This is a genomic window from Hydrogenophaga sp. H7 (assembly GCF_002025745.1).
In the GTDB taxonomy this organism is placed as follows: Bacteria; Pseudomonadota; Gammaproteobacteria; order Burkholderiales; family Burkholderiaceae_C; genus Hydrogenophaga; species Hydrogenophaga pseudoflava.
On sequence record NZ_MCIC01000016.1, the window covers coordinates 333,354 to 360,241 of the forward strand.

26 protein-coding genes are annotated in these 26,888 nt (G+C 69.3%); 18 read left to right on the forward strand and 8 right to left on the reverse strand.

What is annotated here, in order from left to right:
* The first annotated feature begins 155 nt into the window (after positions 1–155).
* The 12 genes from BC358_RS15195 to BC358_RS15250 are packed head-to-tail and all read left to right on the forward strand — an operon-like array spanning position 156 to position 13,490.
* The gene (locus BC358_RS15195) at positions 156–653 is read left to right on the forward strand and encodes a hypothetical protein (RefSeq protein ID WP_079366478.1); all 498 of its coding nucleotides are present in this window, start codon (positions 156–158) and stop codon (positions 651–653) included.
* A gap of 19 nt (positions 654–672) precedes the next feature.
* On the forward strand, positions 673–2,415 hold the full coding sequence (locus BC358_RS15200; protein WP_079366479.1) for an enoyl-CoA hydratase-related protein: 1,743 nt from the start codon (positions 673–675) through the stop codon (positions 2,413–2,415).
* Complete coding sequence (locus BC358_RS15205) at positions 2,412–3,872, forward strand: sigma-54 dependent transcriptional regulator (protein ID WP_079366480.1); 1,461 nt, start codon at positions 2,412–2,414, stop codon at positions 3,870–3,872. Before BC358_RS15200 ends, BC358_RS15205 begins: the two co-directional genes overlap by 4 nt.
* Positions 3,869–5,698: an NAD(P)H-dependent oxidoreductase subunit E gene (locus BC358_RS15210; protein ID WP_079366481.1), complete on the forward strand. Its 1,830-nt coding sequence runs from the start codon at positions 3,869–3,871 to the stop codon at positions 5,696–5,698. The genes BC358_RS15205 and BC358_RS15210 overlap by 4 nt, the downstream gene beginning before the upstream one ends.
* A complete protein-coding gene (locus BC358_RS15215) occupies positions 5,695–6,375 on the forward strand; it encodes a 2Fe-2S iron-sulfur cluster-binding protein (protein WP_066159899.1) in 681 nt (226 codons plus the stop codon). Before BC358_RS15210 ends, BC358_RS15215 begins: the two co-directional genes overlap by 4 nt.
* On the forward strand, positions 6,372–6,902 hold the full coding sequence (locus tag BC358_RS15220) for an NADP oxidoreductase (protein ID WP_066159902.1): 531 nt from the start codon (positions 6,372–6,374) through the stop codon (positions 6,900–6,902). Before BC358_RS15215 ends, BC358_RS15220 begins: the two co-directional genes overlap by 4 nt.
* Positions 6,895–8,421 carry a Ni/Fe hydrogenase subunit alpha gene (locus tag BC358_RS15225; RefSeq protein WP_079366482.1) on the forward strand — a complete coding sequence of 509 codons (1,527 nt, stop codon included), beginning with the start codon at positions 6,895–6,897 and terminating at the stop codon, positions 8,419–8,421. The genes BC358_RS15220 and BC358_RS15225 overlap by 8 nt, the downstream gene beginning before the upstream one ends.
* Positions 8,418–8,909 carry a hydrogenase maturation protease gene (locus BC358_RS15230; RefSeq protein WP_079366483.1) on the forward strand — a complete coding sequence of 164 codons (492 nt, stop codon included), beginning with the start codon at positions 8,418–8,420 and terminating at the stop codon, positions 8,907–8,909. The genes BC358_RS15225 and BC358_RS15230 overlap by 4 nt, the downstream gene beginning before the upstream one ends.
* A complete protein-coding gene (locus tag BC358_RS15235; protein ID WP_079366484.1) occupies positions 8,906–9,901 on the forward strand; it encodes a HupU protein in 996 nt (331 codons plus the stop codon). The genes BC358_RS15230 and BC358_RS15235 overlap by 4 nt, the downstream gene beginning before the upstream one ends.
* Positions 9,898–11,358, forward strand: a complete 1,461-nt coding sequence (locus BC358_RS15240; RefSeq protein ID WP_079366485.1) for a nickel-dependent hydrogenase large subunit — start codon at positions 9,898–9,900, stop codon at positions 11,356–11,358. Before BC358_RS15235 ends, BC358_RS15240 begins: the two co-directional genes overlap by 4 nt.
* Position 11,359: 1 nt before the next feature.
* On the forward strand, positions 11,360–12,706 hold the full coding sequence (locus BC358_RS15245) for a sensor histidine kinase (RefSeq protein ID WP_066159916.1): 1,347 nt from the start codon (positions 11,360–11,362) through the stop codon (positions 12,704–12,706).
* Positions 12,707–12,731: 25 nt separating this feature from the next.
* On the forward strand, positions 12,732–13,490 hold the full coding sequence (locus tag BC358_RS15250; RefSeq protein ID WP_066159918.1) for a TSUP family transporter: 759 nt from the start codon (positions 12,732–12,734) through the stop codon (positions 13,488–13,490).
* A 4-nt stretch (positions 13,491–13,494) separates the two neighbouring features.
* Here BC358_RS15250 and mrdA read toward each other — a convergent pair whose 3' ends face one another.
* The 4 genes from mrdA to BC358_RS15270 are packed head-to-tail and all read right to left on the reverse strand — an operon-like array spanning position 13,495 to position 18,006.
* Positions 13,495–15,444 carry a penicillin-binding protein 2 gene (mrdA, locus tag BC358_RS15255; RefSeq protein WP_066159921.1) on the reverse strand — a complete coding sequence of 650 codons (1,950 nt, stop codon included), beginning with the start codon at positions 15,442–15,444 and terminating at the stop codon, positions 13,495–13,497.
* 1 nt (position 15,445) lies between these two features.
* Positions 15,446–15,976, reverse strand: coding sequence for a rod shape-determining protein MreD (gene mreD, locus BC358_RS15260; protein ID WP_066159924.1), 531 nt, complete (start codon positions 15,974–15,976; stop codon positions 15,446–15,448).
* Positions 15,973–16,920: a rod shape-determining protein MreC gene (gene mreC / locus BC358_RS15265; protein WP_066159927.1), complete on the reverse strand. Its 948-nt coding sequence runs from the start codon at positions 16,918–16,920 to the stop codon at positions 15,973–15,975. The genes mreD and mreC overlap by 4 nt, the downstream gene beginning before the upstream one ends.
* A 42-nt stretch (positions 16,921–16,962) precedes the next feature.
* A complete protein-coding gene (locus BC358_RS15270; protein WP_066159930.1) occupies positions 16,963–18,006 on the reverse strand; it encodes a rod shape-determining protein in 1,044 nt (347 codons plus the stop codon).
* Positions 18,007–18,272: 266 nt separating this feature from the next.
* On the opposite strand from BC358_RS15270, the gene gatC reads away from it, so the two are divergent.
* From gatC to gatB, 3 genes are read left to right on the forward strand one after another with little or no spacing between them, the layout of a single operon-like run.
* The gene (gene gatC, locus BC358_RS15275; RefSeq protein ID WP_066159933.1) at positions 18,273–18,572 is read left to right on the forward strand and encodes an Asp-tRNA(Asn)/Glu-tRNA(Gln) amidotransferase subunit GatC; all 300 of its coding nucleotides are present in this window, start codon (positions 18,273–18,275) and stop codon (positions 18,570–18,572) included.
* Positions 18,569–20,065 carry an Asp-tRNA(Asn)/Glu-tRNA(Gln) amidotransferase subunit GatA gene (gene gatA, locus BC358_RS15280; RefSeq protein ID WP_079366486.1) on the forward strand — a complete coding sequence of 499 codons (1,497 nt, stop codon included), beginning with the start codon at positions 18,569–18,571 and terminating at the stop codon, positions 20,063–20,065. The genes gatC and gatA overlap by 4 nt, the downstream gene beginning before the upstream one ends.
* Before the next feature lie 2 nt (positions 20,066–20,067).
* A complete protein-coding gene (gene gatB / locus BC358_RS15285) occupies positions 20,068–21,528 on the forward strand; it encodes an Asp-tRNA(Asn)/Glu-tRNA(Gln) amidotransferase subunit GatB (RefSeq protein ID WP_079366487.1) in 1,461 nt (486 codons plus the stop codon).
* 136 nt (positions 21,529–21,664) lie between these two features.
* Here gatB and BC358_RS15290 read toward each other — a convergent pair whose 3' ends face one another.
* Both BC358_RS15290 and pyrE read right to left on the reverse strand, forming a co-directional pair.
* Positions 21,665–22,330 (reverse strand): DUF4124 domain-containing protein, encoded by a 666-nt coding sequence (locus BC358_RS15290; RefSeq protein WP_256861534.1) that lies wholly within the window; start codon positions 22,328–22,330, stop codon positions 21,665–21,667.
* Between the two features lie 9 nt (positions 22,331–22,339).
* Positions 22,340–23,056 carry an orotate phosphoribosyltransferase gene (gene pyrE, locus BC358_RS15295; protein WP_079366488.1) on the reverse strand — a complete coding sequence of 239 codons (717 nt, stop codon included), beginning with the start codon at positions 23,054–23,056 and terminating at the stop codon, positions 22,340–22,342.
* Positions 23,057–23,066: 10 nt separating this feature from the next.
* Here pyrE and BC358_RS15300 point away from each other — a divergent pair, with 10 nt between their 5' ends.
* The 3 genes from BC358_RS15300 to BC358_RS15310 all read left to right on the forward strand — a co-directional run bounded on the left by BC358_RS15300 (position 23,067) and on the right by BC358_RS15310 (position 25,705).
* Entirely contained in the window at positions 23,067–23,858 is a 792-nt protein-coding gene (locus tag BC358_RS15300; protein ID WP_066159948.1) for an exodeoxyribonuclease III, read from the forward strand.
* A gap of 203 nt (positions 23,859–24,061) precedes the next feature.
* On the forward strand, positions 24,062–25,003 hold the full coding sequence (locus BC358_RS15305) for a LysR substrate-binding domain-containing protein (protein ID WP_079366489.1): 942 nt from the start codon (positions 24,062–24,064) through the stop codon (positions 25,001–25,003).
* Between the two features lie 63 nt (positions 25,004–25,066).
* Complete coding sequence (locus BC358_RS15310) at positions 25,067–25,705, forward strand: MBL fold metallo-hydrolase (RefSeq protein ID WP_079366490.1); 639 nt, start codon at positions 25,067–25,069, stop codon at positions 25,703–25,705.
* Positions 25,706–25,729: 24 nt separating this feature from the next.
* Here the strand turns inward: BC358_RS15310 and BC358_RS15315 are convergent, their stop codons facing one another.
* Positions 25,730–25,966: a hypothetical protein gene (locus tag BC358_RS15315; protein ID WP_079366491.1), complete on the reverse strand. Its 237-nt coding sequence runs from the start codon at positions 25,964–25,966 to the stop codon at positions 25,730–25,732.
* A 47-nt stretch (positions 25,967–26,013) separates the two neighbouring features.
* Positions 26,014–26,868 carry a M48 family metallopeptidase gene (locus BC358_RS15320; RefSeq protein WP_079366492.1) on the reverse strand — a complete coding sequence of 285 codons (855 nt, stop codon included), beginning with the start codon at positions 26,866–26,868 and terminating at the stop codon, positions 26,014–26,016.
* Positions 26,869–26,888 lie beyond the last annotated feature (20 nt).

Genomic DNA, 26,888 nt, shown 5'->3' on the forward strand with positions numbered 1-26,888 from the left:
CGCCGCTGCACGGCTTCCCCCCGCTCTGGCGCGCCTTCGGCGCTGGGCAGGGGGACGGCACCTGAGGCCCGGCGAAGCCGGTTCCTCGGTGCCCCTGGAAGGGGCACCTCGCTCGGGGCGGGGTCTGATGAAAACAAGAGACGAGGAGACGTGGGATGTCGAGTCTGGTGTTTCGCAAGACCGAAAGCGGCAAGGCCGAGATCGCGCAGCGGCAGGCCGGGCTGGCGCCGGCCACGCGGCAGCTGCTGATCCTGGTCAACGGGGTGGACAGCGTGCAGGCGCTGCTGGCCAAGGGGCTGGGCGATGTGCGCGGGCATCTGGACACGCTGCTGTCGCTGCGCCTGATCGAGCCGGTGCCGACACCGCCCAAGGCCGCGCCACTTCCTCCCGCGGCAGCGTCGCCCGCACCGGACGTGCAGGCGGACTCGTCGACCGAATCTGAAGACCCGCAGCGCCTGCTCGCCCTCCAGCGCCGCGCCTGGCAGACGCTGCAGCCGCACTTCGGCCCCGACACGCCCACCGTGGCGCAGGACCTGCTGGCCGCGCGGAGCATCGCGCAGTACCTCGCGTCGCTGGACGCCATCCAGGCCAAGCTGGCCATCTACATGGGGCGCAAGCAGGCCGAGCGCGAGATCGACGCCCTGCGCCGCTGAACACCCGAACCACCACACCATGTCCCTGCGCATCCTGCTGCTCTGCCACAGCTTCAACAGCCTCAGCCAGCGGCTGTATGCCGAGCTGCGCGCGCGGGGGCACCAGCTCGGCGTCGAGCTGGACATCGCCGACAGCGTGACCGAAGAAGCCGTGGCGCTGGCCCGGCCCGATCTGGTGCTGGCGCCGTTTCTCAAACGCCGCATCCCGGCCTCGGTCTGGCAGCGCGTGCCGTGTTTTGTGGTGCATCCGGGCCCGCCGGGCGACCAGGGGCCGAGTGCGCTGGACTGGGCGGTGCGCGACTGCGAGGCGCAGTGGGGCGTGACCGTGCTGCAGGCCGACGGCGCGTTCGACGCCGGCCCGGTCTGGGCCCACGCCAGCTTCCCGATGCGCGCCACCACCAAGGGCCACCTCTACCGGCGCGAGGTGACGCAGGCGGCGCTGCAGGCGACGCTGGCAGCGGTGGAGCGCTTTGCAGCGGGCGAGCGCGAGGCGCCGCCGCTGGCCTTGCCCACACCGGCATGGAAACCGTTGATGAAGCAGGCCGACCGCGCGATCGACTGGTCGCGCGACGACACCACCACGGTGCTCGCCAAACTGCGCTGCGCCGATGGCCAGCCCGGTGTGCTCGACGCACTCTGGGGCCAGGCCTGTTACCTCGGCGATGCCCACGCCGCCAGCGCGGCGACCCTGGCCGAGTTCGCCGACCGCGCGCCGGGTGAACTGCTCGCAGTGCGCGACGGCGCGCTGCTGCGCCGCACGGTCGACGGCGGCGTGTGGATCGGCCAGGCGCGGCGGGCCGACCCGCCGGGCACCGCCCCGGGCCAGGGGCATTTCAAGCAGGTCGCCGCCGAGCTGTTCGCAACCGAAGCCGCGGCGCTGCCGCAGCGCCCCGCGCCGCTGATGCGGCCCGCCGACGAGTGGGCCGAGCTGCGCTACACCGAACACGGCCCCGAGGGGGCGCGCGTGGGCTGTCTGAGCTTCGATTTCTGCAACGGTGCCATGAGCACCCACCGCTGCGAGCGCCTGCGTGATGCGCTGTTGGAAGTTCGGCAGCGCCCGACCCGGGTGCTGCTGCTCATGGGCGGTGAGGGCTTCTTCAGCAACGGCATCGACCTCAACCGCATCGAGGCCGCGGCGCACCGCCCCGGCGACAGCGCGGCCGACGAATCCTGGCGCAACATCCAGGCCATGGACGACGTGGCGCTGGCGGTTCTGGAGACCACCGACCGCCTCACGGTGAGCGTGATGCGCGGCAACGCGGGCGCGGGCGGCGTGTTCCTGGCGCTCGCCGCCGACCAGGTCTGGGCGCACGAGGGCGTGGTGCTCAACCCGCACTACAAGAACATGGGCAACCTCTACGGCTCGGAGTACTGGACCTACCTGCTGCCGCGCCGCCTGGGCGAGGCCGGCGCGCGCGACCTGATGGCCGGCCGCCTGCCGCTGCGCGCCGCCGATGCGCAGCGCATGGGCCTGATCGACGCCTGCGACGAGGGGCCGCGCGAGGGCTACGAAACCCGTGTCATCGAACGCGCGCTGGCCCTGGCCGGCTCCTACAATCATCGCGAACAGGTGGCGGCCAAACAGGCCCGGCGTGCCGCCGACGAGGCGCACTGCCCGCTGGCCCGCTACCGCGAACAGGAACTGGCGCGCATGCACCGCAACTTCTACGGCTTCGACCCGAGCTACCACGTGGCCCGGCACCACTTCGTGCACAAGTTGCCGCACGCCTGGACACCGCGTCATCTGGCGGTGCACCGATGACCCCACCCCCGCTCCACGACGTGATGCCCACCGTGCTGGTGGTCGACGACGAGGTGCGTTCGCAGGACGCGCTGCGCCGCACGCTGGACGAGGACTTCACCGTGTTCACCGCCAGCAGCGCCGACGAGGCGCGCGGCCTGCTGCAGCGCCAGCCGGTCAGCGTGATCCTGTGCGACCAGCGCATGCCCGGCATGACCGGGGTGAACTTCCTCAAGGAGGTGCGCGAGCAGTGGCCGGACATCGTGCGCATCGTCATCTCGGGCTACACCGACAGCGAAGACATCATCGCCGGCATCAACGAAGCCGGCATCTACCAGTACATCCTCAAGCCCTGGTCGCCCGACCACCTGCTCGACGCGGTGCGCAACGCGGTAGAGGCCCAGGTGCTGCAGCAGCAGACCAGCCGGCTCGACCTGGAGCTGCGCACCAGCACCCGCGTGCTGCGCCAGCGCACCGCCACGCAGATGGCGCAGGCCAAGAGCCATTTCGGGTTCGAGCGCATCGTGCGCGCGCCGGGCAGTCCGCTGGACCTGCTCTGCCGCATGGCCGAGCGCGCCGCGCGCTACGACATCCCGGTGCTGGTGCTGGGCGAATCGGGCACCGGCAAGGAACTGCTGGCGCGCGCCATCCACTACGCGAGCCCGCGCCTGAGCGGACCTTTCGTGGTGGAGAACTGCGCGGCCATCCCCGACACCCTGCTCGAATCCGAACTGTTCGGCCACAAGCGCGGCGCTTTCACCGGCGCCTTCGAAGACCACGCCGGCCTGTTCCAGCGCGCCGACGGCGGCACCGTCTTCCTCGACGAAATCGGCGAAACCTCGCCGGCGTTCCAGGTCAAGCTGCTGCGCGTGCTGCAGGAGGGCGAGGTGCGGCCCGTGGGCGCCGCGCGGCCGGTGCCGGTGGACGTGCGCATCATCGCCGCCACCCACCGCAACCTGGAGCAGCGGGTGCGCGAGGGCCTGTTCCGCGAAGACCTGTACTACCGGCTCTCGGCCGTGACGCTCACCGTGCCGCCGCTGCGCGAGCGGGTGGGCGACATTCCGCCGATCGCGCGCCAGATCGCGCAGGACGTGGCGGGCGAACTCGGCCACCCGGGCGCCACGCTCACCGACGAAACCCTGGCCTGCCTGCTGGCCTACCCCTGGCCCGGCAACATCCGCGAGCTGCGCAACGAGATCGGCCGCGCGCTGGCGCTGCACGAGGGCACCGAGCTGCCGCCCGAGGCGTTCTCGCCGCGCGTGCTGCAGGGCCGTGCGGCCGGCGGCGGCGGTGACCTCACGGCGGCCCTGCCGGCCAGCGGCAGCCTGACCGAGCGCCTGGACGTGATCGAGGCCATGGTGCTGCGCGAGACGCTGCTGCGCCACCGCTGGAACAAGACGAAGGCGGCGGCAGAGCTGGGCCTCTCCCGCGTGGGCCTGCGGGCCAAGATGCAACGCTTCGGCCTGGACAAACCATGACCGTCTTTGACCAGCCCGGCAGCTTCCACGTCGCCGACGCGGTGCTGGCGCGCTGGCACCACGACCCGCACGCGCTGGTGCAGGTGCTGCGCGAGACCCAGGCGCAGACCCACTGGCTGCCGCGCGAACTGCTGGCCCACATCGGCCGCGCGCTGGGCCTGACCCTGGCCCATGTCGAAGGCGTGGCCAGCTTCTACCGCTTCTTCCACCTGCGGCCTGTGGGCCGGGTGCGCGTGCTGTTCTCGGACAACATCACCGACCGCATGGCGGGCAGCGAGGCGCTGATGGCGAGGCTGTGCGAGCGCCTGGGCGTGAAGCCTGGAGCGGTCGATGCGCAGGGCCGCTTCAGCGTGGACCGCTGCTCCTGCACCGGCCTGTGCGACCAGGGGCCGGCCCTGCTGGTCAACCACCACCAGGTGGTGACGCGGCTGGACGCCGCGCGCGTGGACCAGCTGGCCGAGCGGCTGCTCGCCGGTGTGCCGCCCGAGGACTGGCCGGCCGACTGGTTCGCGGTGGAAGACCACGTCCGGCGAGCCGACGTGCTGCTGCAGGGCCTGCCCGCCGATGCCCCGTCGCTGCCCGCCGTGTTGTCCCGCACACCCGCCGAACTGTTGGCCGAGGTCGAACGTTCGGGCCTTCGCGGCCGCGGCGGCGCGGGTTTCCCGACCGCGCGCAAGTGGCGCGCCTGCGCCGAGGCCGACGCGCCCGACGGCCAGCGCTGCGTGGTCTGCAACGCCGACGAGGGCGAACCCGGCACCTTCAAGGACCGCGTGCTGCTCGGCCGCCACGCCGACGAGCTGTTCGACGGCATGACCGTGGCCGCACGCGCCATCGGCGCGCAGACCGGACTCGTGTACCTGCGCGGTGAATACCGCTTCCTGCTGCCGCAGCTCGAAGCCGTGCTGCAACGGCGCCGCGCGAACGGCCTGCTCGGGTCCAATGCGGGCGGTGTGGTCGGCTTCGATTTCGACATCGCCATCCACCTCGGCGCGGGCGCCTACGTCTGTGGCGAAGAGTCGGCGCTGATCGAGTCGCTGGAAGGCCAACGTGGCACGCCGCGCATCCGCCCGCCCTTCCCGGTGCAGCGCGGCTACCTCGGCCGCCCGACCGTGGTCAACAACGTCGAGACCCTGGTGGCGGTGGCCCACATCGCGCGCCGCGGCGGCGCCTGGTGGGCCGGGCTCGGCACACCGGCCTCCACCGGTACCAAGATCCATTCGGTCTCGGGCGACTGCGAGCGCCCCGGCCTCTACGAATATCCGCTGGGCACGCCGCTGGCGCAGATCCTGGCCGACTGCGGCGCGCGGAATGCGCAGGCGGTGCAGGTGGGCGGCCCCTCGGGCAGTTGCGTGCCGGCCAGTGGTTTCCATCGCGCCATCGCCTTCGAAGACCTGCCCAGCGCCGGCGCCCTGATGGTGTTCGACCAGACTCGCGACCTGTTCGAGGTCGCGCGCCACTTCGCGCGCTTCTTTGCCCACGAAAGCTGCGGCCTGTGCACGCCGTGTCGCGTCGGCACCGAGCTGGTCGTGCGCCGGCTGGACAAGCTGGCCCACGAACGCGGGGCAGGGCGCGGCTCGGCCTTCGACATCGCCCGCCTGCACGAGCTGGACGAATTGCTCCACAGCGGCACGCACTGCGGCCTCGGCGTCTCGGCCTGCAACCCGCTGCGCGACACCCTGGCCCACTTCGGCCAGGCCTATGCGCAGCGCAGCACGGCGGTGCAGTTCCAGCCCGGGATCGACCTCGACGCCGAGCTGTCGTCGGCGCGCCGGGCGACCGGACGGCAAGACCGGGGCGCACACCTGAACACGGAGCACGGCGCATGACGACCTTCGACTTCGACGGCCAGCCCGTGCCGCTGCAGCCCGGCGACACCATCCTGCAGGCCGCCCAACGCGCTGGCCACGAGGTGCCGCACCTGTGCTGGCACGAAAGCGTCTCGGCCAGTGCGTCCTGCCGGCTGTGCACCGTGGTGGCCGATGGCCGGCCGGTGGCGGCCTGCGCCACGCCCGCGGTCGCGGGCCAGCGCGTGGAATGCCACACCGACGCCTTGAAAACGCGGCGCCTGCACCTGCTGCAGATGCTGTTCGTCGAGGGCAACCACTTCTGCCCCGGCTGCGAGAAAAGCGGCAACTGCCAGCTGCAGCACCAGGCCGAACGCGCCGGCATGACCGACCTGCACTACGAGCCGCTGCACCCCGAGCGCCCGGTGGACGCCAGCCACCCCGATGTCTGGTTCGAGCCCAACCGCTGCATCCTGTGCCAGCTCTGCGTGCGCGCCAGCGACGAGCTCGATGGCAAGCGCGTGTTCGCTATCGGCGGCCACGGCATCGGTGCGAAGCTGCTGATCGACAGTGAGAGTGGCCGGCTCGGCGACAGCCAGTTGTCGGTGGAGGACCGCGCGGCCCACATCTGCCCGGTGGGCGCGCTGCTGCCCAAGCGCGTCGGCTTTGCCCAGCCCTACGGACAGCGGACCTTCGACGATGCGGAGACGCGCGGATGAACACCGACAGCACCCCCCGCAAGTGGCGCGTGGCCACGGTCTCGCTGGCCGGTTGCTTCGGTTGCCACATGTCCTTCCTCGACATCGACGAGCGCCTGTTCGGCCTGATTGAGCACGTCACATTCGATCGCTCGCCACTGACCGACATCAAGACCGTCGGCCCCTGCGACATCGGCCTGATCGAAGGCGGCCTGTGCAACGCCGAGAACGTCGAGGTGCTGCGCGCCTTCCGTGACCAGTGCCGGGTGCTGGTGGCCGTGGGCGCCTGCGCCATCACCGGTGGCCTGCCCGCGCTGCGCAACCACCTGGACGTGGGCGAGATGATGAAAGCCGTCTACGGCGAGGTGCCCAACGACCCCGAGCTACCGCTGCCGCTCAACCGCGTGCGGCCCATCCACGAAGTCGTGCAGATCGACCACGCGTTGCCCGGCTGCCCGCCGCCGGCCGATGCCTTCTGGCAGCTGCTGCAGGATCTGATGGCCGGGCGCGAACCTGCATTGAAAAAAGGCCTGATCCGTTATGACTGACGCCGCCCGCCCGCTCGAAACCGCGGCCGACCTGCAGGGCCTGCGCCGCATCGTGATCGACCCGGTCTCGCGCGTCGAAGGCCATGGCAAGGTCACGCTGCTGCTCGACGACCAGCAGCGTTTGCAGCAGGTGCGCCTGCACATCGTCGAGTTCCGCGGCTTCGAGCAGTTCATCGTCGGCAGGCCCTACTGGGAGGTGCCGGTGATGGTGCAGCGCCTGTGCGGCATCTGCCCGGTCTCGCACCACCTGGCCGCTTCCAAGGCGCTGGACCGCGTGGTCGGCGGCTGGCCGGTGCCCGAAGCGGCCGACCGCATCCGCCGGCTGATGCACTACGGGCAGATCGTTCAGAGCCACGCGCTGCACTTCTTCCACCTGTCCTCGCCCGACCTGCTGTTCGGCTTCGGTGCCGACGTCGCGCAGCGCAACATCGTCGGCGTGGCCCTGGCCCACCCCGAGGCCGCGCGCCAGGGCGTGATGCTGCGCAAGTTCGGCCAGGAGGTGATCCGCATCACCTCGGGCAAGCGGGTGCACGGCACCGGCTCGGTGCCCGGCGGCATGAACCGCGCGGTGGCGCGCGAAGACCGCGACCTGCTGCGCGCGCAATTGCCTGAGGTGCTGGCCTGGGCCGAGGCGGCGGTGGACCTGGCGCAGCGCCTGCACACCGGCCTGCCACCCGCCTACGAGCACTTCGGCGAAACGCCCGCGGCCATGATGTCGCTCATCGGCCCCGGCGGCGCGATGGAGCTGTACGACGGCGCGCTGCGCTTGCGCGAGGCCGATGGCCGCATCGCGGTGGACGGCTTCGAGGACCAGCGCTACCGCGAGCTGATCGACGAGGCCGTCAAGCCCTGGACCTACATGAAGTTCCCCTACCGCCGCGCGCTCGGGCCCGAGGCCGGCTGGTACCGCGTCGGCCCGCTGGCACGGCTGCAGAACTGCGACCACATCCCCACGCCGCGCGCCGAATCGCGGCGCCAGGCCTTCGTCGCGGCACACGGCGGCCGGCCGGTGCACGCGGTGCTGGCCACGCACTGGGCGCGCATGATCGAGCTGCTGCACGGTGTGGAGGTGATCGCGCAGCTGCTGGACGACCCGGTCATCCTCGGCGGCCCGCTGCAGGCCACGGGCGAACGCCAGCGCAGCGGCGTCGGCATCATCGAGGCGCCACGAGGCACGCTGATCCACGAATACGAAGTGGGCGACGACGATCTGGTCAAGAGCTGCAATCTGATCGTCTCGACCACACACAACAACCAGGCCATGAACGAGGCGGTGCGCTCGGTCGCGCTGCAGTACCTGGACGGCCAGACCATCACCGAGCCGCTGCTCAACCACCTCGAAGTCGCCATCCGTGCCTACGACCCCTGCCTGTCCTGCGCCACCCACGCGCTGGGCCAGATGCCACTGTCGGTGACGCTGCGCGGACCGGATGGCGAGGTGCTCGACCACGTGCTGCGCTCGTCCACTGGCGAGACGCAGCGCGGCGCCACGCCGCACCCCATGGAGCGCGCGCAATGAACGAGCCGGTGGCGCCGCTGCTGGTGCTGGCCTGGGGCAACCCCAGCCGCGGCGACGACGCGCTCGGGCCGATGCTGGCTGAGCGTTTGCTGGCCCAGGCCGAGGCGGCTTCTCTCGCCGGCCGCGTCGAGGTGCTGACCGATTTCCAGTTGCAGGTGGAACACGCGCTGGACCTGGTGGGCCGGGAGCGCGTGCTGTTCGTCGATGCCGCGCTGGACCTCGCAGAGCCGTTCACCGTGCGCCCGCTGCAGGCCGCGCGCGGCGGCGGCATCGGCAGCCATGCGCTCGCGCCCGAGGCGGTGCTGCAGGTGTACGAGGACCTGCATGGCCACGCGCCACCGGCCTCGACCCTGCTGGCCATTCGCGCGTCCGCTTTTGAACTGGGTGCCGCGCCGAGCGTCCAAGCGTTGAAGGACCTGGACCAGGCCGTCGCCTGGGTCTGCCGCTGGCTGACTGGCGAACTCGTTACGGAAGAGGTCCCCGCATGAACGTCCTGTGGTTGCAATCCGGTGGCTGCGGCGGCTGCAGCATGTCGCTGCTGTGCGCCGACACGACCGACTTCCAGGGCCACCTGCGCGACGCGGGCATCCACATGCTCTGGCACCCCTCGCTCTCGCTGGCCAGCGGTGAGGGCGTGCTGGCGCTGCTGCAGTCGGTCATGGACGGGGGCACGCGGCTGGACGCGCTCTGCGTCGAAGGCTCGCTGCTGCGCGGCCCCAACGGCACCGGCCGCTTCCACATGCTCGCCGGCACCGGCCTGCCCATGATCCACTGGGTGCGCGAGCTGGCGGCGAAGGCGCGCCACGTGCTGGCGGTGGGCAGCTGCGCAGCCTGGGGCGGCGTCACGGCCGGCGGTGACAACCCCACCGACGCCTGCGGCCTGCAGTACGAGGACGACCGCCCCGGCGGTCTGCTGGGGGCGGATTTCCGCAGTGGCAGCGGCCTGCCGGTGATCAACATCGCCGGCTGCCCCACGCACCCGAGCTGGGTCATCGACACGCTGATGGCGCTGGCGTCCGACGCCTTCAACGCCGACGACCTCGATCCGCTGGCTCGCCCGCGCTTCTACGCCGACCAGCTGGTGCACCACGGCTGCACGCGCAACGAGTACTACGAGTTCAAGGCCAGCGCCGAGAAGCCGTCCGACCTGGGCTGCATGATGGAGCACATGGGCTGCAAGGGCACGCAGGTGCACGCCGACTGCAACATCCGGCCCTGGAACGGCGAGGGCAGCTGCACCCGCGGCGGCTACGCCTGCATCGCCTGCACCGAGCCGGGCTTCCAGGAGCCCGGCCACCCCTTCCACCAGACGCCCAAGATCGCCGGCATCCCGGTGGGGCTGCCGACCGACATGCCCAAGGCCTGGTTCGTGGCGCTGGCCTCGCTGTCCAAGAGCGCCACGCCGAAGCGGGTGAAACACAACGCCACCGCGGACCACCTGGTGGAAAAGCCCGCCATCCGGAGAACCCGTCTCAAATGAGCTCCCGCCTGCTCGTCGGCCCCTTCAACCGCGTCGAGGGTGATCTCGAAGTCGCGCTCACCATCGAGGGCGGGCGCGTGCGCGAGGCGCGCGTCAACGCCACCATGTACCGCGGCTTCGAGCAGATCCTGCAGGGCAAGGCGCCGCACGACGCGTTGGTCTACGTGCCGCGCATCTGCGGCATCTGCTCGGTCTCGCAGTCGGTCGCGTCGGCGCGTGCGCTGGCCGACCTCGGGGGCATCGTGATGCCACCCAACGGGCAGCACGCGACCAACCTGATCCTGGCGACTGAGAACCTGGCCGACCACCTGACCCACTTCTACCTGTTCTTCATGCCCGACTTCGTGCGCCCGGTGTACGCCGACCGGCCCTGGCACGCCGAGGCGGTGCGCCGCTTCGCGCCCGACACGGGGGAACAGGTGCGCGCGGCGACGGCGGCGCGCCAGCGCTGGTTCACGCTGCTGGGCACGCTGGGCGGCAAGTGGCCGCACACGCAGTCGGTCGAGCCGGGCGGCTCCACTCGCCCGATCGACGCGGCCGAGCGCGTGCGCCTGCTGGCCAAGCTGCGCGAGTTTCGCGGCTTCCTGGAACGGCAGCTGATCGGCGACGCGCTCGAAACCTTCACCGCGCTGGACAGCGAAGACGCGCTCTGGGCCTGGCATGCGCGCGATCCGCTGGGCAGCGACCTGCGCTTCTTCCTCACCCTGGTGCAGGACCTGTCGCTGCAGACGCTGGGCCCGGGGCCGGGGCGCTACCTCAGCTACGGCGCCTACGTGCAGCCGGATGGCTCCCATGCGCTGGCGCAAGGTCTGTGGCGCGGCGATGCGCAGCGCCTGGACCCGGTGGACGCGCACGCCATCACCGAAGACGCCACGCACGCCTGGCTGGCGCAGCCGCGCGAACCGCTGCATCCCCTGCACGGTCTCACCCGGCCCGAGCCCGACAAGGCCGGCGCCTACACCTGGAACAAGGCGCCGCGACTGGGCGGAGAGGTGGTCGAGACGGGGGCCATCGCGCGCCAGCTCGCCAGCGGCCACCCGCTGCTGCGCGATGCGGTGGCGCGCCACGGCGGCACCGTGTTCACGCGCGTGCTCGGCCGCGTGCTCGAACTCGCGCGCGTGCTGCCGATGATGGAGGGCTGGCTGCAGGCCATCCGTCCGACAGAGGCCTTCTGTGTGCCGACCGAGCTGCCCGACGAAGGCCACGGTGTCGGCCTGTCCGAGGCCGCGCGCGGCGCGCTGGGCCACTGGCTGGTGGTGCGCGGCGGGCGCCTCGCGAATTACCAGATCGTCGCACCCACCAGCTGGAACTTTTCGCCGCGCGATGCGCAGGGCACACCGGGTGCGCTGGAGCAGGCGCTGGTGGAGGCGCCGGTGCGCGACGGCGAAAAGACCCCGGTCGCGGTGCAGCACATCGTGCGCTCCTTCGACCCCTGCATGGTCTGCACGGTGCATTGAGATGAGCAAGGCCCGCGCCCCCAGCCCGCTGCCCACCGCGCCCATGGAGGGCGTGGACGAATCGACCTGGCTGGACGTGATCCAGAAGATGGACGAGGTCTACACCCGGCTGATCGACGACGAGGTCGAGCTGGAGAAGAAGAACAGCGAGCTGGAGCAGTCGCAGCAGTTCATCTTCAGCGTGCTCAGCGCCATGTCGGACGTGCTCATCGTCTGCGACGAGCGCGGTCTGATCGAGCAGACCAACGCCGCGCTGTGCGAGCTGGTGGGCCGGCGCGAGGAGCAGCTGCGCGGCAGCGGCCTGGCCGATCTGCTGGCCGATGAGGCCAGCGTGCAGGCGGCGCGCGCCGCCATGGACCGCGGCGAGGCGCCGCACGGCGGCCAGGGGATCGAGCTCAACCTGCTGGACCGGCAAGGCCAGCCGGTGCCGGTGGATGCGAACTGCACGCCGCGCATCGGCGCCAACGGCAAGCGCCTGGGCACGGTCTGGGTCGGGCGGCCGACGGCCGAGCTCAAACGCGCCTATCACGAGATGCGCGCCGCGCACGAGGCGCTCAAGCGCACCCAGCAGCAGCTGCTGCATTCGGAAAAGATGGCCTCGCTGGGCCAGCTGGTCGCCGGCGTGGCGCACGAGCTGAACAACCCGATCAGCTTTGTGCTGGGCAACGTGCATGCGCTCAACAAATACAGCCAGCGCCTGCGCAGCTACATCGCCGCCTTTCACGCCCACGAGCCCGAAGCCGTGCTGCAGCAGCAGCGCGAGAAGCTGCGCATCGACCACCTGCTGGCCGACCTGCCCTCGCTGATCGACGGCACGCTCGAAGGCGCGCAGCGCACCGCCGACATCGTGCACGGGCTCAAGCGCTTCTCGGCCATGGACCCGGAGGAGCGCAAGCCGGTGAACCTGGTCGAGGTGATCGAGCGCGCCATCCACTGGGTGCAGAAGGGCCGTGCGGTGCCCGTGCCGGTGCGCTGGGCACCGCTGCAGGCCTGCACCGTGCTGGGCAGCGCCGGCCAGTTGCAGCAGGTGATGATGAACCTGCTGCAGAACGCCTTCGACGCGCTGTCGTCGGTGCCCGAGCCCATGGTCCGGGTGGAGATGGGTTGCCCCGGCGAAGCGGACCCGCCCACGGTGCGGGTGACGGTGCGCGACAACGGCCCTGGCATCCCGCCCGAGCACCTGCTGCGCATCTTCGACCCCTTCTTCACCACCAAGCCGGTGGGCAAGGGCACCGGTCTGGGCCTGTCGATCAGCTACGGCATCGTCGAGCAGCACGGCGGGAGCCTGACCGCGCGCAACGCCGAGGGCGGCGGGGCCGAGTTCGTGCTCGAGTTGCCGCGGGCCTGATCGGACCGGCGGCGACAATCGCCGCATGGAGATCTTTCTTGTTTCGCTGGCCTCGCTGTTCGCCGGCTTCGTCGATTCGATCGTGGGCGGTGGTGGCCTGATCCTCACGCCCACTCTGTTCGCGATCTTTCCCACCACCCACCCGGCCACGCTGTTCGGCGTCAACAAGAGCGCGTCGATCTGGGGCACGGCGGCCGCCGCCGCGCAGTACGCGCAGCGCGTGCAGATGCCCTGGCATGCGCTGCTGCCCGCGGTGGCCGTGTGTTTTGCCGGGGCCATGGCGGGCGCCTGGACGGTGACGGTGATCTCGCCGGAGTTCCTGCGCAAGGCGCTGCCGCTGATCCTGCTGCTGGTGCTGGGCTACACCCTGATGCGCAAGGACCTGGGGCGTCACCACACGCCGCGCTTCACGGCGCGCGGCGAGATGCTGGCGGCCTGTACGCTGGGCCTGCTGATCGGTTTCTACGATGGCTTCTTCGGCCCGGGCACCGGCAGCTTCTTCGTCTTCCTGTTCGTGCGCTGGCTGGGCTACGACTTCCTGCACGCCAGCGCCAGCGCCAAGCTGCTCAACACCGCGTCCAACCTCGCGGCGCTGATCCTGTTCTCGCTCAAGGGCCACATCTGGTGGCACTACGTGCTGCCGCTGGCGGCGGCCAACGTGATCGGCAGCCTGCTGGGCACGCGGCTGGCGCTCAAGCACGGCAGCGGCTTCGTGCGCGTGGCCTTCATCGTGGTGGTCAGCGCGCTGATCCTCAAGACCAGCTACGACGCCTGGCTCCGCTGAAGCCTCAGGGGCTGTCCCAGGGCACCTCGCTGGCCTTGAGCGGCGTGCCGATGGGCGGGCCGGCTTCTCCCTTCTGCACCGCGGCCAGGTCCTGCGGGTTCGGGTACTGGTCCATCAGCAGGTAGTCGAACACGCGCCGCGCGATCGGCGCCGCAGCGGCCGCGCCGAAGCCTGCGTTCTCGACCACCACGGCCAGCGCCACGGTGGGGTTCTCCAGGGGCGCGAAGGCCAGGTAGAGCGAGTGGTCGCGCTGGTGTTCTTCGAGTTTGCGGGCGTCGTAGCGGTCCTTCTGGCCAATGGTCACCGCCTGGGCCGTGCCGGTCTTGCCACCGCTGAGGTAGCCGGCACCGGCGAACACCCGCGTCGACGTGCCTTCGACAGTGACACCGTGCATGGCGCGCAGCACGGTGTCGATGTTCTGGCGCTTGAACCCCAGGTTGACTTCGGCGGGCGTGGGCAGGGGCGTGCGCTCGCGCGTCAGCACGTTCTCGGTGGCCAGCGTCAGGTGGGGCGTGCGCTTGATGCCGCCGCCCGCCAGCGTGGCCATGGCGTGGGCCAGCTGCAGCATGGTGAAGTTGTTGTAGCCCTGGCCGATGCCCAGCGAGATGGTTTCGCCCGGGTACCACTTCTGCTGCTCGGGCCGCTTGTAGGTCTTGCGCTTCCACTCCTGGTTGGGCAGCACGCCGCGCACCTCGCCCTTGAGGTCGATGCCGGTGATCTGGCCGAAGCCCAGCGGCGCCATGAAGTCGTGCATGGCCTCCACACCCATCTCGTTGGCCAGCGAGTAGTAGTAGACGTTGCTCGACTTGACGATGCTGCGGTGCATGTCGACCGCGCCCAGGCCGCCGTCGCCGTGGCTGCGGAAGCGGTGGTTGCCGAACATCCAGTAGCCCGGGTCGTTGATGACGGAGCTCGCGCTGCGGGTGCCGGTTTCCAGTGCGCCCAGGGCCATGAAGGGCTTGTATGTGGAGCCGGGAGGGTAGGTGCCGCGCAGGGCGCGGTTGAGCAGGGGTTTGTCCAGCGACTCGTTGAGCGCTTTCCAGCTTTCCGAGTCGATGCCTTCGACGAACAGGTTGGGGTCGAAGGTTGGCTTGGAGACGAAGGCCAGCACCTCGCCGTTGCGCGGGTCGATGGCCACCAGCGCGCCACGGCGCTCGCCGAACATGTCCTCCACCAGCTTCTGCAGCTTGATGTCGATCGACAGGACCACGGTGTTGCCCGGGGTGGCCGGCGTGTTGGCCAGCGAACGCACGGCGCGGCCGCCGGCCGAGGTCTCGACGCGGTCAAAACCGGTGACGCCGTGCAACTCGCGCTCGTACTGCTGCTCGGTGCCCAGCTTGCCGATGTGGTCGGTGCCGCGGTAGTTGGCCTGGTCTTCTTCCGGCCACTCCTCGATGCTTTCCTTCTCCCGCTGGTTGATGCGGCCGATGTAGCCGATCACATGGCTGGCGACCTCGCCATGGGGGTAGTGGCGGATCAGGCGCGCGCGCACATCCACCCCGGGAAAACGGTAGCGCTGCGCGGTGAAGCGGGCGACCTCGTCGTCGGTCAGGCGGGTGCGGATGGGCAGCGAATCGAAGCGCCGCGACTCTTCGAGCAGCTTGCGGAAGCGCCGCTTGTCGCGCGGCTGGATGTCGACCAACTCGCCCAGCGCCTCGATGGTGCCGTCCAGGTCTTCGACCTTGGAGGGGGTGATCTCCAGCGTGTAGGCCGAGAAGTTGGTGGCCAGCACGCGGCCGTGCCGGTCCAGGATCTGCCCGCGGTTGGGCACCACCGGCAGCACCGCGGTGCGGTTGCTCTCGGCCTGGGCGTCGAGCTCGTCGTGGCGCAGCACCTGCAGGTAGACCATGCGCGCGGCCAGCAGGCCGAACGCAAACAGCACCGCCAGCCCCGCCACCACCACCCGGGTGCGGAACTGCGCCAGGTCGGCTTCGACATTGCGAAGTTCGGTCATGTCAGAGGGGGCGGTTGTCGTCCGGGTCCGGTGCGCGGCGCTGTGGCGCCAGCAGCAGCACCGAGGCCACTGGCCACAGCGCGGCTTCGATCACCGGCGCCAGCAGGTGGCTCCAGCTCGGAAAGCCGTCGCCGGCGATCAGCCGCACCAGCCACTCCAGCGCGTGCACCGCGAAGAACAGCGGCAGCACCTGCACCGCCTGCGTCGGCACGTCGAACCACAGCAGGCGCCGGTGCATGAACACCGCGAAGTAGCCGAGCACGGTGTAGGCCAGGGCGTGCTGGCCCAGCAGGGCGCCCTGGTGCACGTCGATCACCAGACCGAAGAAGAAGGCCGTGCCCACACCGATGCGCAGCGGCTGGTGCACGCTCCAGAACACCAGGGCCACGACCAGCAGGTCCGGCGTCCAGGCGGCGCGGCCCCACAGGCCCATGTTCATGAGGATGTTGATCAGCAGCGCACCGATCAGGCTGCTCCAGATGAACACCGGGTTGGCCGGCAGCAGCAGCTGCTGCCCGGGGCGCATGATCATGGCGACCTCCCGCGGTCGGATGGGGTGGCCGCGACCGGGGGCGCTCCCTTGCCGGCAGCGGCCGGGCCTGCTGGCGGCGCGGGCAGCGACTGCCCCACGGGCGTGAGCACCAGCACATGCAGCACCCCCTGCATGCGGGCCACCGGCGCGCAGTTGATGCGGGTGAACGAGGACTCGGCGCGGCGTTCGACCTTGGTGATGCGCCCCACCGGCAGGCCCGCCGGGTAGACCCCGTCGACGCCGCTGGTGGTCAGGAGGTCGCCCTCGTTGATGTCGGCGTTGGCCAGCGTGTAGCGCAGCTCCAGCCCATCGCCGTCTTCGCCGGGCTGACCATAGACCACACTGCGCACACCAGTGCGGGTGTTGAGCACCGGGATGGCCTGGTCGCGGTCGATCAGCATCGTGACCTCGGACACCAGGGGGTAGACGCGTGTGACCTGGCCCAGCACGCCGCTGTCGTCGATCACGGGCGAGCCCGGCACGATGCCATGGGTCTGGCCGCGGTCGATGACCACCTTGCGCGAATAGGGGTCGGCGGCGTCGTAGAGCACCTGTGCGCCGGTGGCGGGCGTGGTGATGCGCTCGCGCATCACCAGCAGTTCGCGCAGGCGCTGGTTCTCCAGGGTCAGTTGCTCGACCTGCAGCGCTCGCTCGGCCTGGGTCGCGAGTTGCGTGCGTGCGTCGGACGCCACCTGCTCGGCGGCGTGCAGGCTGGTGAAGTAGCCGCCGGCCTGGCGGGCGGCGTCCACCGGCTGCATCACCAGCCACTGCACCGGGTACAGGGCCGTGGCGAGCGCCGCGCGCAGCGGCATGGTGATCTGGAAACGGGTGTCCGCGACCATCAGGAACAGCGCGACCGCGCTGAACACCATGAGCTTGGACAGGGCCGACGGCCCCTGTTTGAAAAACGGGGGCGGGGTGCGGTCCAGGGTGCCCAGTGGCATGGCGGGATGGGCTCTCGACGGGGCCGGTGATCCGGCGCGCGCTTATTCGCTAGTGAAGATGGTGCCCAGGCGCTCCATGCGCTCCAGCGCCATGCCGCAGCCGCGCACCACGCAGGTCAGCGGCTCTTCGGCCACCAGCACCGGCAGGCCGGTTTCTTCGGCCAGCAGGCGGTCCAGGTCGCGCAGCAGGGCGCCACCGCCGGTGAGCATCATGCCGCGCTCGGCGATGTCGGCGCCGAGCTCGGGGGGGGTCTGCTCCAGGCCCATCTTGACCGCCGAGACGATGTTGTTGAGCGGGTCGGTCAGTGCTTCGAGGATTTCGTTGCTGGAGATGGTGAAGCTGCGCGGCACGCCCTCGGAGAGGTTGCGGCCCTTGACTTCCATTTCCTTGACTTCGCTGCCCGGGAAGGCCGAGCCGATGTTTTTCTTGATCGCTTCGGCGGTGGGTTCGCCGATCAGCATGCCGTAGTTGCGGCGGATGTAGGCGATGATGGCGTCGTCGAAGCGGTCACCGCCCACGCGCACGCTGCCCTTGTAGACCATGCCGCCCAGCGAGATCACGCCGACTTCGGTGGTGCCGCCGCCGATGTCGACCACCATGGAGCCCGAAGCGTCGGAGACCGGCAGGCCGGCGCCGATGGCCGCGGCCATGGGTTCTTCGATCAGGTAGACCTCGGAGGCACCGGCACCCAGGGCGGATTCGCGGATGGCGCGGCGCTCAACCTGGGTCGAACCACAGGGCACGCAGATGATGATGCGCGGGCTCGGCTTGAACATCGAGCGCGGGTGCACCATCTTGATGAACTGCTTGAGCATCTGCTCGGTGACGGTGAAGTCGGCGATCACGCCGTCCTTCATCGGGCGGATGGCCTCGATGTTGCCGGGCACCTTGCCCAGCATGGCCTTGGCTTCGTGGCCCACGGCCTGGATGGTCTTCTTGCCCTGGGGGCCGCCTTCGTGGCGGATCGAGACCACAGAAGGTTCGTCAAGGACGATGCCCTTGCCGCGAACGTAGATCAGGGTGTTGGCGGTGCCAAGGTCAATGGCCAGGTCGGTCGAGAAACTCCGACGGAACGCTTCAAACATGGTGCGAAAAATCCTGTGGGGCGCGACCGCCGCTTCGTGTGGCCGCCGCCGGGTGCGGGTCGGAGGAAATCCGGTTAAGTCCTTGATTCAGCGACAAAAACGGCCCGATGGGCGGTCGGGGTCGCCAAACCTTGGATAATACCGTATCCCCTGTGCATAACTGCGCGCAACGGGGGCGAAATCATCTCCTTTACAGGCCGTTTCAGCCGCCTTGCGGTTCGCCCGGGCCTGATTTCTTTCGACCGACCGTCCCGGAATTCCCCGTCATGTCCCTGACCCTGACCGACATCGGCCGCATCGCCAACCTGGCCCGGCTGGAAATGCCCCCGGCCCAGGCCGAGCGCATGCTCACCCAGCTCAATGGCTTCTTCGACATCGTCGAGCAGATGAAGGCGGTGGACACCACCGGCGTGGAGCCGCTGGCCCACCCGACCGCCGTCATCGACCACGTCAGCCTGCGGCTGCGTCCCGACGTGGCCAGCGAGCCCAACAACCGCGAGGCCAACCAGCGCAGCGCCCCTGCCGTCGAACGCGGCCTGTTCCTCGTGCCCAAGGTGATCGAATGAGCTCGAAGCAGATCCATGAAATGGGCGTGGCCGAACTGGCCACCGCCATTGCCGACAAGAAGACGTCCGCCGCTGAAGCCGCTCAGGCCCTGCTCGGCCGCGCGAAGCAGCATGAGAACCTGGGCGCCTATCTGGCCTTCAACGAAGACCTGACCCTGTCACAGGCGAAGTCCGCCGACGCGCGCATCGCGGCCGGCGAACGCGGCCCGTTGCTGGGTGTGCCGTTGGCGCACAAGGACATCTTCGTCACACAGGGCTTCCCCAGCACCGCGGGCAGCAAGATGCTGCAGGGTTACCAGAGCCCCTTCGACGCCACCGTGGTCGCCAAGCTCGCACAAGCCGGTGCCGTGACCCTGGGCAAGCTCAACTGCGACGAGTTCGCCATGGGCGGCAGCAACGAGAACTCCGCCTACGGCGTGGCCCGCAACCCCTGGGACATCGACCGTGTGCCGGGCGGCTCCTCGGGCGGCTCGGCCGTGGCGGTCGCCGCGCGCCTGGCGCCGGCCGTCACCGGCACCGACACCGGCGGCTCCATCCGTCAGCCGGCCAGCTTCTGCAACGTGACCGGCATCAAGCCCACCTACGGCCGCTGCTCGCGCTACGGCATGATCGCCTTCGCCTCCAGTCTGGACCAGGCCGGCCCGATGGCGCGCAGCGCCGCCGACTGCGCCATGCTGCTGACGGCCATGGCCGGCCCGGACATCGACCGCGACTCCACCAGCCTGGACCACCCGGCCGAGGACTACACCCGCCTGCTCGGCACGCCGCGCGAAGGCGCCACCGCTGCGCAGCCGCTCAAGGGCCTGCGCATCGGTCTGCCCAGGGAGTTCTTCGGCGAAGGCTGTGCGCCCGATGTGGTCGCCGCCGTGCGCGCCGCGCTGAGCGAATACGAAAAGCTCGGTGCCACGCTGGTCGATATCTCGCTGCCGCGCACCGAGCTGTCGATCCCGGTCTACTACATCATCGCGCCGGCCGAGGCCTCGTCCAACCTCAGCCGTTTCGACGGCGTGAAGTTCGGCCACCGCGCTGCGCAGTACGACGACCTGATCGACATGTACAAGAAGTCGCGCAGCGAGGGCTTCGGCCCCGAGGTGCAACGCCGCATCATGATCGGCACCTACGTGCTGAGCCACGGCTACTACGACGCCTACTACCTCAAGGCGCAGCAGATCCGCCGCCTGATCGCGCAGGACTTCCAGAACGCCTTCACCCAATGCGACGTGATCGCCGGCCCGGCCGCGCCCACCACCGCCTGGAAGATCGGCGAGAAAAGCGACGACCCGGTCGCCAACTATCTGGCCGACATCTTCACGCTGCCGGCCTCGCTGGCCGGCCTGCCCGGCATGAGCGTGCCGGCGGGCTTCGGTTCGGGCCAACTGCCTGTGGGCCTGCAGCTGATCGGCAACTACTTCCAGGAAGCCGCGCTATTGCAAACCGCGCACGCTTTCCAGGAGGCCACCGACTGGCACACGAAAACGCCGGAGGGCTTCTGAACATGAGCAACCAGAAACAAGCTTCCCTGCTGGTGCAAGGTTACGAAGTCGTGATCGGCTTCGAGACCCACGCCCAGCTGGCCACGAACAGCAAGATCTTCAGCCGCGCGCCCACCGCCTTCGGTGCCGAGCCGAACACCCAGGCCTGCGCGGTGGACCTGGCGCTGCCGGGCACGCTGCCGGTGATGAACCGCGAGGCCGTGGCCTGCGCCATCCGCCTGGGTCTGGCGCTGGGCTCGCACATCGCCGAGCAGAGCGTGTTCGCACGCAAGAACTATTTCTACCCCGACCTGCCCAAGGGCTACCAGATCAGCCAGTTCGAGATCCCGGTGGTGCAGGGTGGCGAGGTCAGCTTCTTCCTCGGCGACGAGAAAAAGACCGTGCGCCTGGTGCGCGCCCACCTCGAAGAAGACGCGGGCAAGAGCCTGCACGAAGACTTCATCGGCCAGTCGGGCATCGACCTCAACCGCGCCGGCACGCCGCTGCTGGAGATCGTGACCGAGCCGGACATCCGCTCCAGCGCCGAGGCCGTGGCTTATGCGAAAGAGCTGCACAAGATCGTGACCTGGATCGGCATCTGCGACGGCAACATGCAGGAAGGTTCGTTTCGCTGCGACGCCAACGTCTCGGTGCGCAAGCCAGGCGCGCCGCTGGGCACGCGCCGCGAGATCAAGAACCTGAACTCGTTCAAGTTCATGCAGCAGGCCATCGACTACGAGGTGCGCTGGCAGATCGAACAGATCGAGGACGGCCACGCCATCCAGCAGGCCACGGTGCTGTTCGACCCCGACACCGGCGAGACGCGCGCCATGCGCACGAAGGAAGACGCGGCCGACTACCGCTACTTCCCCGATCCTGATCTGCCGCCGCTGGTGATCGCGCGTTCGTGGGTCGATGAGGTGAAGGCCAGCATGCCAGAGCTGCCGCGCCAGATGGCCGAGCGCCTGGTGGCCGACTACGGCCTGCCGGAATACGACGCCACCACGCTGACGCAGAGCCCGGCGATGGCGGCGTATTTCGAGACCGCGGCCAAGGCATCCGGTCAGGCCAAGATGGCGAGCAACTGGATCATGGGCGAGGTCTCGCGCCGGCTGAACAACGAAGAGAAGGACATCGCCCAGGTGCCGGTGAGCGCCGACACGCTGGCCGCGCTGCTCAAACGCATCGCCGATGGCACGGTGTCGAACAACGCCGCCAAGCAGGTGATGGACGCGTTGTGGGCAGGCGAAGGCCAGGACGTGGACACCGTCATCGAAGCCAAGGGCCTCAAGCAGATGAACGACTCTGGCGCGCTGGAGAAGATCATCGACGAGGTGATGGCCGCCAACGCCCCCATGGTCGAGCAGTTCCGCGCCGGCAAGGACAAGGCCTTCAACGCGCTGGTGGGCCTGGTCATGAAGGCCAGCAAGGGCAAGGCCAACCCGCAGCAGGCCAACGAGCTGCTCAAGCAAAAGCTGGGTTGAGCGGGTCAACGCGTCCCGACCGGATGGTGCGCGTCCGCAGCGCGTGCCTGCTTCAAGTGAACGCCGTGGAACCGGCTTCGCCGGGCCACAGGCGTTGTCCCCTCAGGGGGGAAGCCGCTTCAGCGGCGCAGGGGGGTTATCGTTTCACCCAGAGCGTGCGCAGCTTGGCGAGCTCTTCGTCGAACCGGGCGTTGATTCGCTGCTTTTCCAGGTTCTGGTCGCTCAGGAAGCGGTTCTGCACCTGCACCTGCTGGGCGTTGTCTTCCAGTTTGCGCTGCAGCCAGGGCGGCGCCTTCTTGGGGTCGCCCTGATAGAACTCCAGCTCTTGGTCGATCTCCTGGCGCTGCCTGCCCAGTTCGGTCACGCGCTTTTTCACCGCTTCGATGACCTCGTCGATCTGCTTGAGCGCTTCGGCGCGCTCCTTGTCGTGCATGGCCTGGTTGGGGTAGCGGATCAGCAGGGCCCGCTCGCGCCGCCGCTCTTCGGCGATCCGCGAGCGCTCCAGTTCTTCCGCACGGCGCTGTTCTTCGAGTCGGGCTCTCTCTTCGGCCGTGTAGCTGGGCGGCACGACCCGCCGGACCGTGCCCGAGGCGCCCAGTTCCTTCTGTTCCCGGTCCAGGCAGTCAACGATGGGGCGGTCCGAGGTGAGGCGTCGTCCTTTGCTGTCCACACAGCTGTAGATGCCGCCGCTGTTCTTTTCCTGGGCCACGGCCAGCGGGGCCGTCAGGGCCAGCAACAGCATGCCCGTACCGGCCAGGCAGTGGCAACAAGTGGTGGCGGCGGTGGGCACAGATCGGATCAAGGCGTTTCCTCAGGCAACGCCGTAGCGTTCGCGGTAGGCCAGCACGCGGTCCCGGTGCTGGTTCAGTTCGGCACCTGTACGGCCCGTCAGATACTGCAGCAAATCCTCCAACCTCGCAATGGCACAGACCTTGAGACCGAGGGCGTTCTGCACATACTGCACGGCGCTGTGGTCCACATCCCGCACCGTGCCGTCGGCGGCTTTTTCGGTGGCCTTTTCCTGCCGGTCCAGTGCGATGGCCACGGCGTGGGCGGTGGCGCCGGCGGCCTGGATCAGGGCGATCGACTCGCGCGCGGCGGTGCCGGCGCTCATCACGTCGTCGACGATCAGCACCCGGCCCTTGAGCGGCGCACCGACCAGCGTGCCACCCTCGCCGTGGTCCTTGGCTTCCTTGCGGTTGTAGGCAAACGGCACATTGCGACCCAGGCGGGCCAGCTCGATGGCCACGGCGGCGCCCAGCGGAATGCCCTTGTAGGCGGGGCCGAAGATCATGTCGAACTCAATGCCACTGGCGATCAGGGCCTGTGCATAGAATTGTGCGAGCCGGCCGAGCTTGGCACCGTCGTCGAACAGACCGGCGTTGAAGAAGTAGGGCGACAGGCGGCCGGCCTTGGTCTTGAACTCGCCAAAGCGCAACACGCCCGAGTCCACGCAGAACTGCACGAAGTCCTGCGCCAGCGAATCCTTTTTTGCACCGGCGCCCACGGCGCCCGCATCCAACGACATGGGGAAATCCTTGTTCAAACTGACCAGCCTCAACCTCAACGGCATCCGTTCGGCCAGCAACAAAGGGCTGGAAACCTGGCTCGCCGGGCATGCGCCGGATTGTATTTGTGTGCAGGAGGTCAAGGCCCAGGCCGCCGACGTAGCCGGTCGGTTCGAAGAGATGGTCGGCCTCAAGGGGCACTTCCATTTCGCGGAGAAGAAGGGCTACTCGGGCGTGGCGGTCTACACCCGGCACGAGCCGAGTGACGTGGTCATTGGCTTCGATGGCGGCGAGTTCGACGCCGAAGGGCGTTGGGCCGAGCTGCGCTTCGACACCCCCAAGCGCAAGTTCTCGGTCATCAGTGTGTACTTTCCCAGCGGTTCGTCCGGTCCCGAGCGGCAGGAGGCCAAGTACCGCTTTCTGGACCTGGTGTACCCGCACCTGATGGCGCTGAAACAGAAGCGCGAGTTCGTGATCTGCAGCGACGTCAACATCGCGCACCAGGAAAAAGACCTGAAGAACTGGCGCAGCAACCAGAAGAACAGCGGCTTCCTCCCCGAAGAGCGCGCCTGGATGACGAAGCTGCTGAACGAAGGCGGGCTGGTCGACGTCTACCGCCGGCTGCAGCCCGATACCACCGACACCTGCTACACATGGTGGAGCAACCGGGGCCAGGCCTATGCCAACAACGTGGGGTGGCGGCTGGACTACCACCTGGCAACCCCGGCGTTCGCCGAGACCGCGCGCAGCGAGGCGATCTACAAGGGCGAGAAGTTCAGCGACCACGCCCCGATCACCATCGAATACGACTTCCAGCTCTGAGCCGCTGCTCAAAACCCTGGGCCACACCGCCGGTGAGCGGTGCTGCGGACGACCGTGCCGGCCTGGTGGGGCGCTGACTGACCGCTTGTGGCGGGCAGGACGGTGGTCCGCTGGGGTGGGTGTATTGAACGCGGGTCAGGGTCATCTGTCCAATACAGAGCATTCACACTACCATCTCGAAAACAGATGGATTGGTGCTGGCGATGGAACTCAGACAGTTGCGCTATTTCGTGGCGATCGCCGACAGTGGCAGCGTCACCAAGGCGGCCGAGCGCGTGTTCGTGGCGCAGTCGGCGCTGAGCCACCAGCTCGCGCAGCTGGAGGCGGAGCTGGGGGTCAGCCTGTTCGAGCGCTCGCGCCGCGGGGTCGGCCTGACCGAGGCCGGGCAGCGGTTTTTCCCGCACGCCGTGTCGATCCTGCGCCAGGCCGAGGAGGCCGTGGCCAGTGCCCGCAGCACCCGCCAGGAGCCCGAAGGCACGGTGGTGTTCGGCCTGCCGCACAGCGCCTCCAGCGCCTTGGCGCTGCCGCTGCTGCGCGAGGTGAGGCAGCGCTTTCCCCGGGTGACGCTGGAGCTGACCGAGGAACTGACCGGGAACCTCTCGCGCCAGCTGCGCACCGGCCAGATCCAGCTGGCGGTGCTGTTCGACGATGGCCAGCTCGGGGGCTTTTCGGTGAGCCCTGTGCTGAGCGAGCAGCTCTGCCTGATCGAGCCGGCCAGCGCGCCCCGGCCCGGGCGCCGGGGCCGCACGCTGACCCTCCAGCAGGCACTGGCGCAGCCGCTGATCCTGCCGGCCAGTCCGCACGGTGTGCGCCCGATCATCGAGGCCGCGGCGGCCGCCGCAGGCTTGCCGCCACCGCGGGTCGAGGCGGACATCAGTTCGATCAGCATCCTGCGCACCACGTTGCAGGCCGGCCTGGGCCGCACGCTGCTGCCGGTCATGCCCCTGCAAGCCGACATCGACGCGGGCCTGCTGCGCGCCACGCCGGTGGGCCCTCCGCCCCTGGAGCGGGTGTTGGCGGTGTGCAGTTCGGCGCACATTCCCCGCTCCACGGCCTGCCAGGCGGTGGCCGCACTGGCCGTGGAGACGATGCAGCGGCTTTGCCGTCAGGGGCAATGGGTGGGTGCGCGTTCCCTGGTTGGCTGATCTGGGTGGTGGAGAATCCGGGGCCTGGCCGCCACCCCAACGTCTTTGCGATGCCGACCCACCATGTTCCGTTACCAGACCATTCCCGTCACCGCCTTCGCCCAGAACTGCTCCATCGTCTGGTGCGATGAAACCCGCGACGCCGCCGTGATCGATCCGGGCGGCGACCTCGACCGCCTGGTCGACGCGGCGAAGCAGCTGGGCGTCGCGCTCAAGGCCATCTGGCTGACCCATGCCCACATCGACCACGCGGGCGGCACGGCCGAGCTGGCCGGAAGGCTGGACCTGCCCATCATCGGCCCCCACCCGGGCGACCAGTTCTGGATCGACGGCCTGCCCCAGCAGAGCCGGATGTTCGGCTTCCCGCCAGCGGGCCATTTCACGCCGACGCGCTGGCTGGCCGACGGCGACACGGTGCAGATCGGGCGCTGCACGCTCAACGTGCGGCACTGCCCGGGCCACACGCCGGGCCACGTGGTGTTTCACTCACCCGAGGCGCAGCGGGTCTTCGTCGGCGATGTGCTGTTCGCCGGCAGCATCGGCCGCACCGATTTCCCGCAGGGCAACCACGCGCAGCTGATCGCCAGCATCAAGGACCGGCTCTGGCCGATGGGGGACGACACCGTGTTCATCCCGGGGCACGGGCCGGAGAGCACGCTGGGCGAGGAGCGGCGTTTCAACCCGTATGTCCAGGCGGCCTGAACGGCCCGCCCGGACACCGCCCGCTCAGAGACCGAGCAGCTTCTTCGCGTCGCCGAGGGCCTTCATGGACTCGTCGTGCTTGCCTTCCTTGTGCATCTTTTCTCCTTGCGCGCGCAAGGACTTCACCTTGTCCATGTCGGCCGCGGACAGGCTCGGGTTGGTGCCGAGCTTGGCATCGATCGCCTTCATTTCGTTGGGGCAGTTGTGCGCAAAGGCCGCCGAGCAGAACATCAGGGCGGACGCGGTCACCAGGGCTTTCATGGCGTGTCTCCTTTGTATGAGCGTCGGCGGACGCCGACGGGCGGATGCTAGCCCCGCCGGGCCTGCTCGTACAGGCCTTGCACCTTCGGCACGTTCGCCTGCAGCTGCTTGATGCGCTCCGGTCCGCTGGGGTGGGTGGAGAGGAAGGCGATGCCATTGCCGCCGCCGGCCTTGGCCATCTTCTGCCAGAGGCTGACGCTGGCATTGGGCTGGTAGGCGCCGCGCGCCGCCAGTTCCAGGCCGACCAGATCGGCTTCGCTCTCGTCTTCGCGGCTGAACTTGAGCGTCAGCAGCTGCGAGCCCATGTCGGCGGCGACCGCGCCCAGGTTGCCCAGACCCAGCAGTTCGGCGCCCAGGCGCAGGCCGAGGTTGGTGGCGCTGCTTTTGGCCAGGCGTTCGCGCGCGTGTTCGCGCAGCGCGTGGGCCATTTCGTGACCCATGATCATCGCGGTCTCGTCGTCGCTGAGCTGCAGCTTGTTCAGGATGCCGGTGTAGAAGGCGATCTTGCCGCCGGGCAGGCAGAAAGCGTTGATCTGGTCGCTGTTGATCAGCGCCACCTGCCACTGCCAGTCCTTCGCCCGCGGGTTCCAGGCGGCGGTGAACGGAATGATCTTCTTGGCGATGGTGTGCAGGCGCTTGGTCTGCGGGTGGTCGGCGGGCATCAGCGCGTTCTGCTTCTTCGCCTCCTGGACCGTGGCCACGAACTGCTGGGCGCCGGCCTTTTCAATGGTTTCGGCGGGCACCAGCTTGCGCATGCCCGACGCCTTGCCGACGTCGACCTGGGCCATGGCCGGGGCGGCCGCAGCCGCGGACGCGGCGAGCAGGAAGGCGCGCCGGGCCTGCCAGGGGCCGGCGGCCGGGGCATCGGGGGAGCGCTGTTTGAGGTCGCAGAGAAAGCACATGGGCCAATAATAGGCAAAGC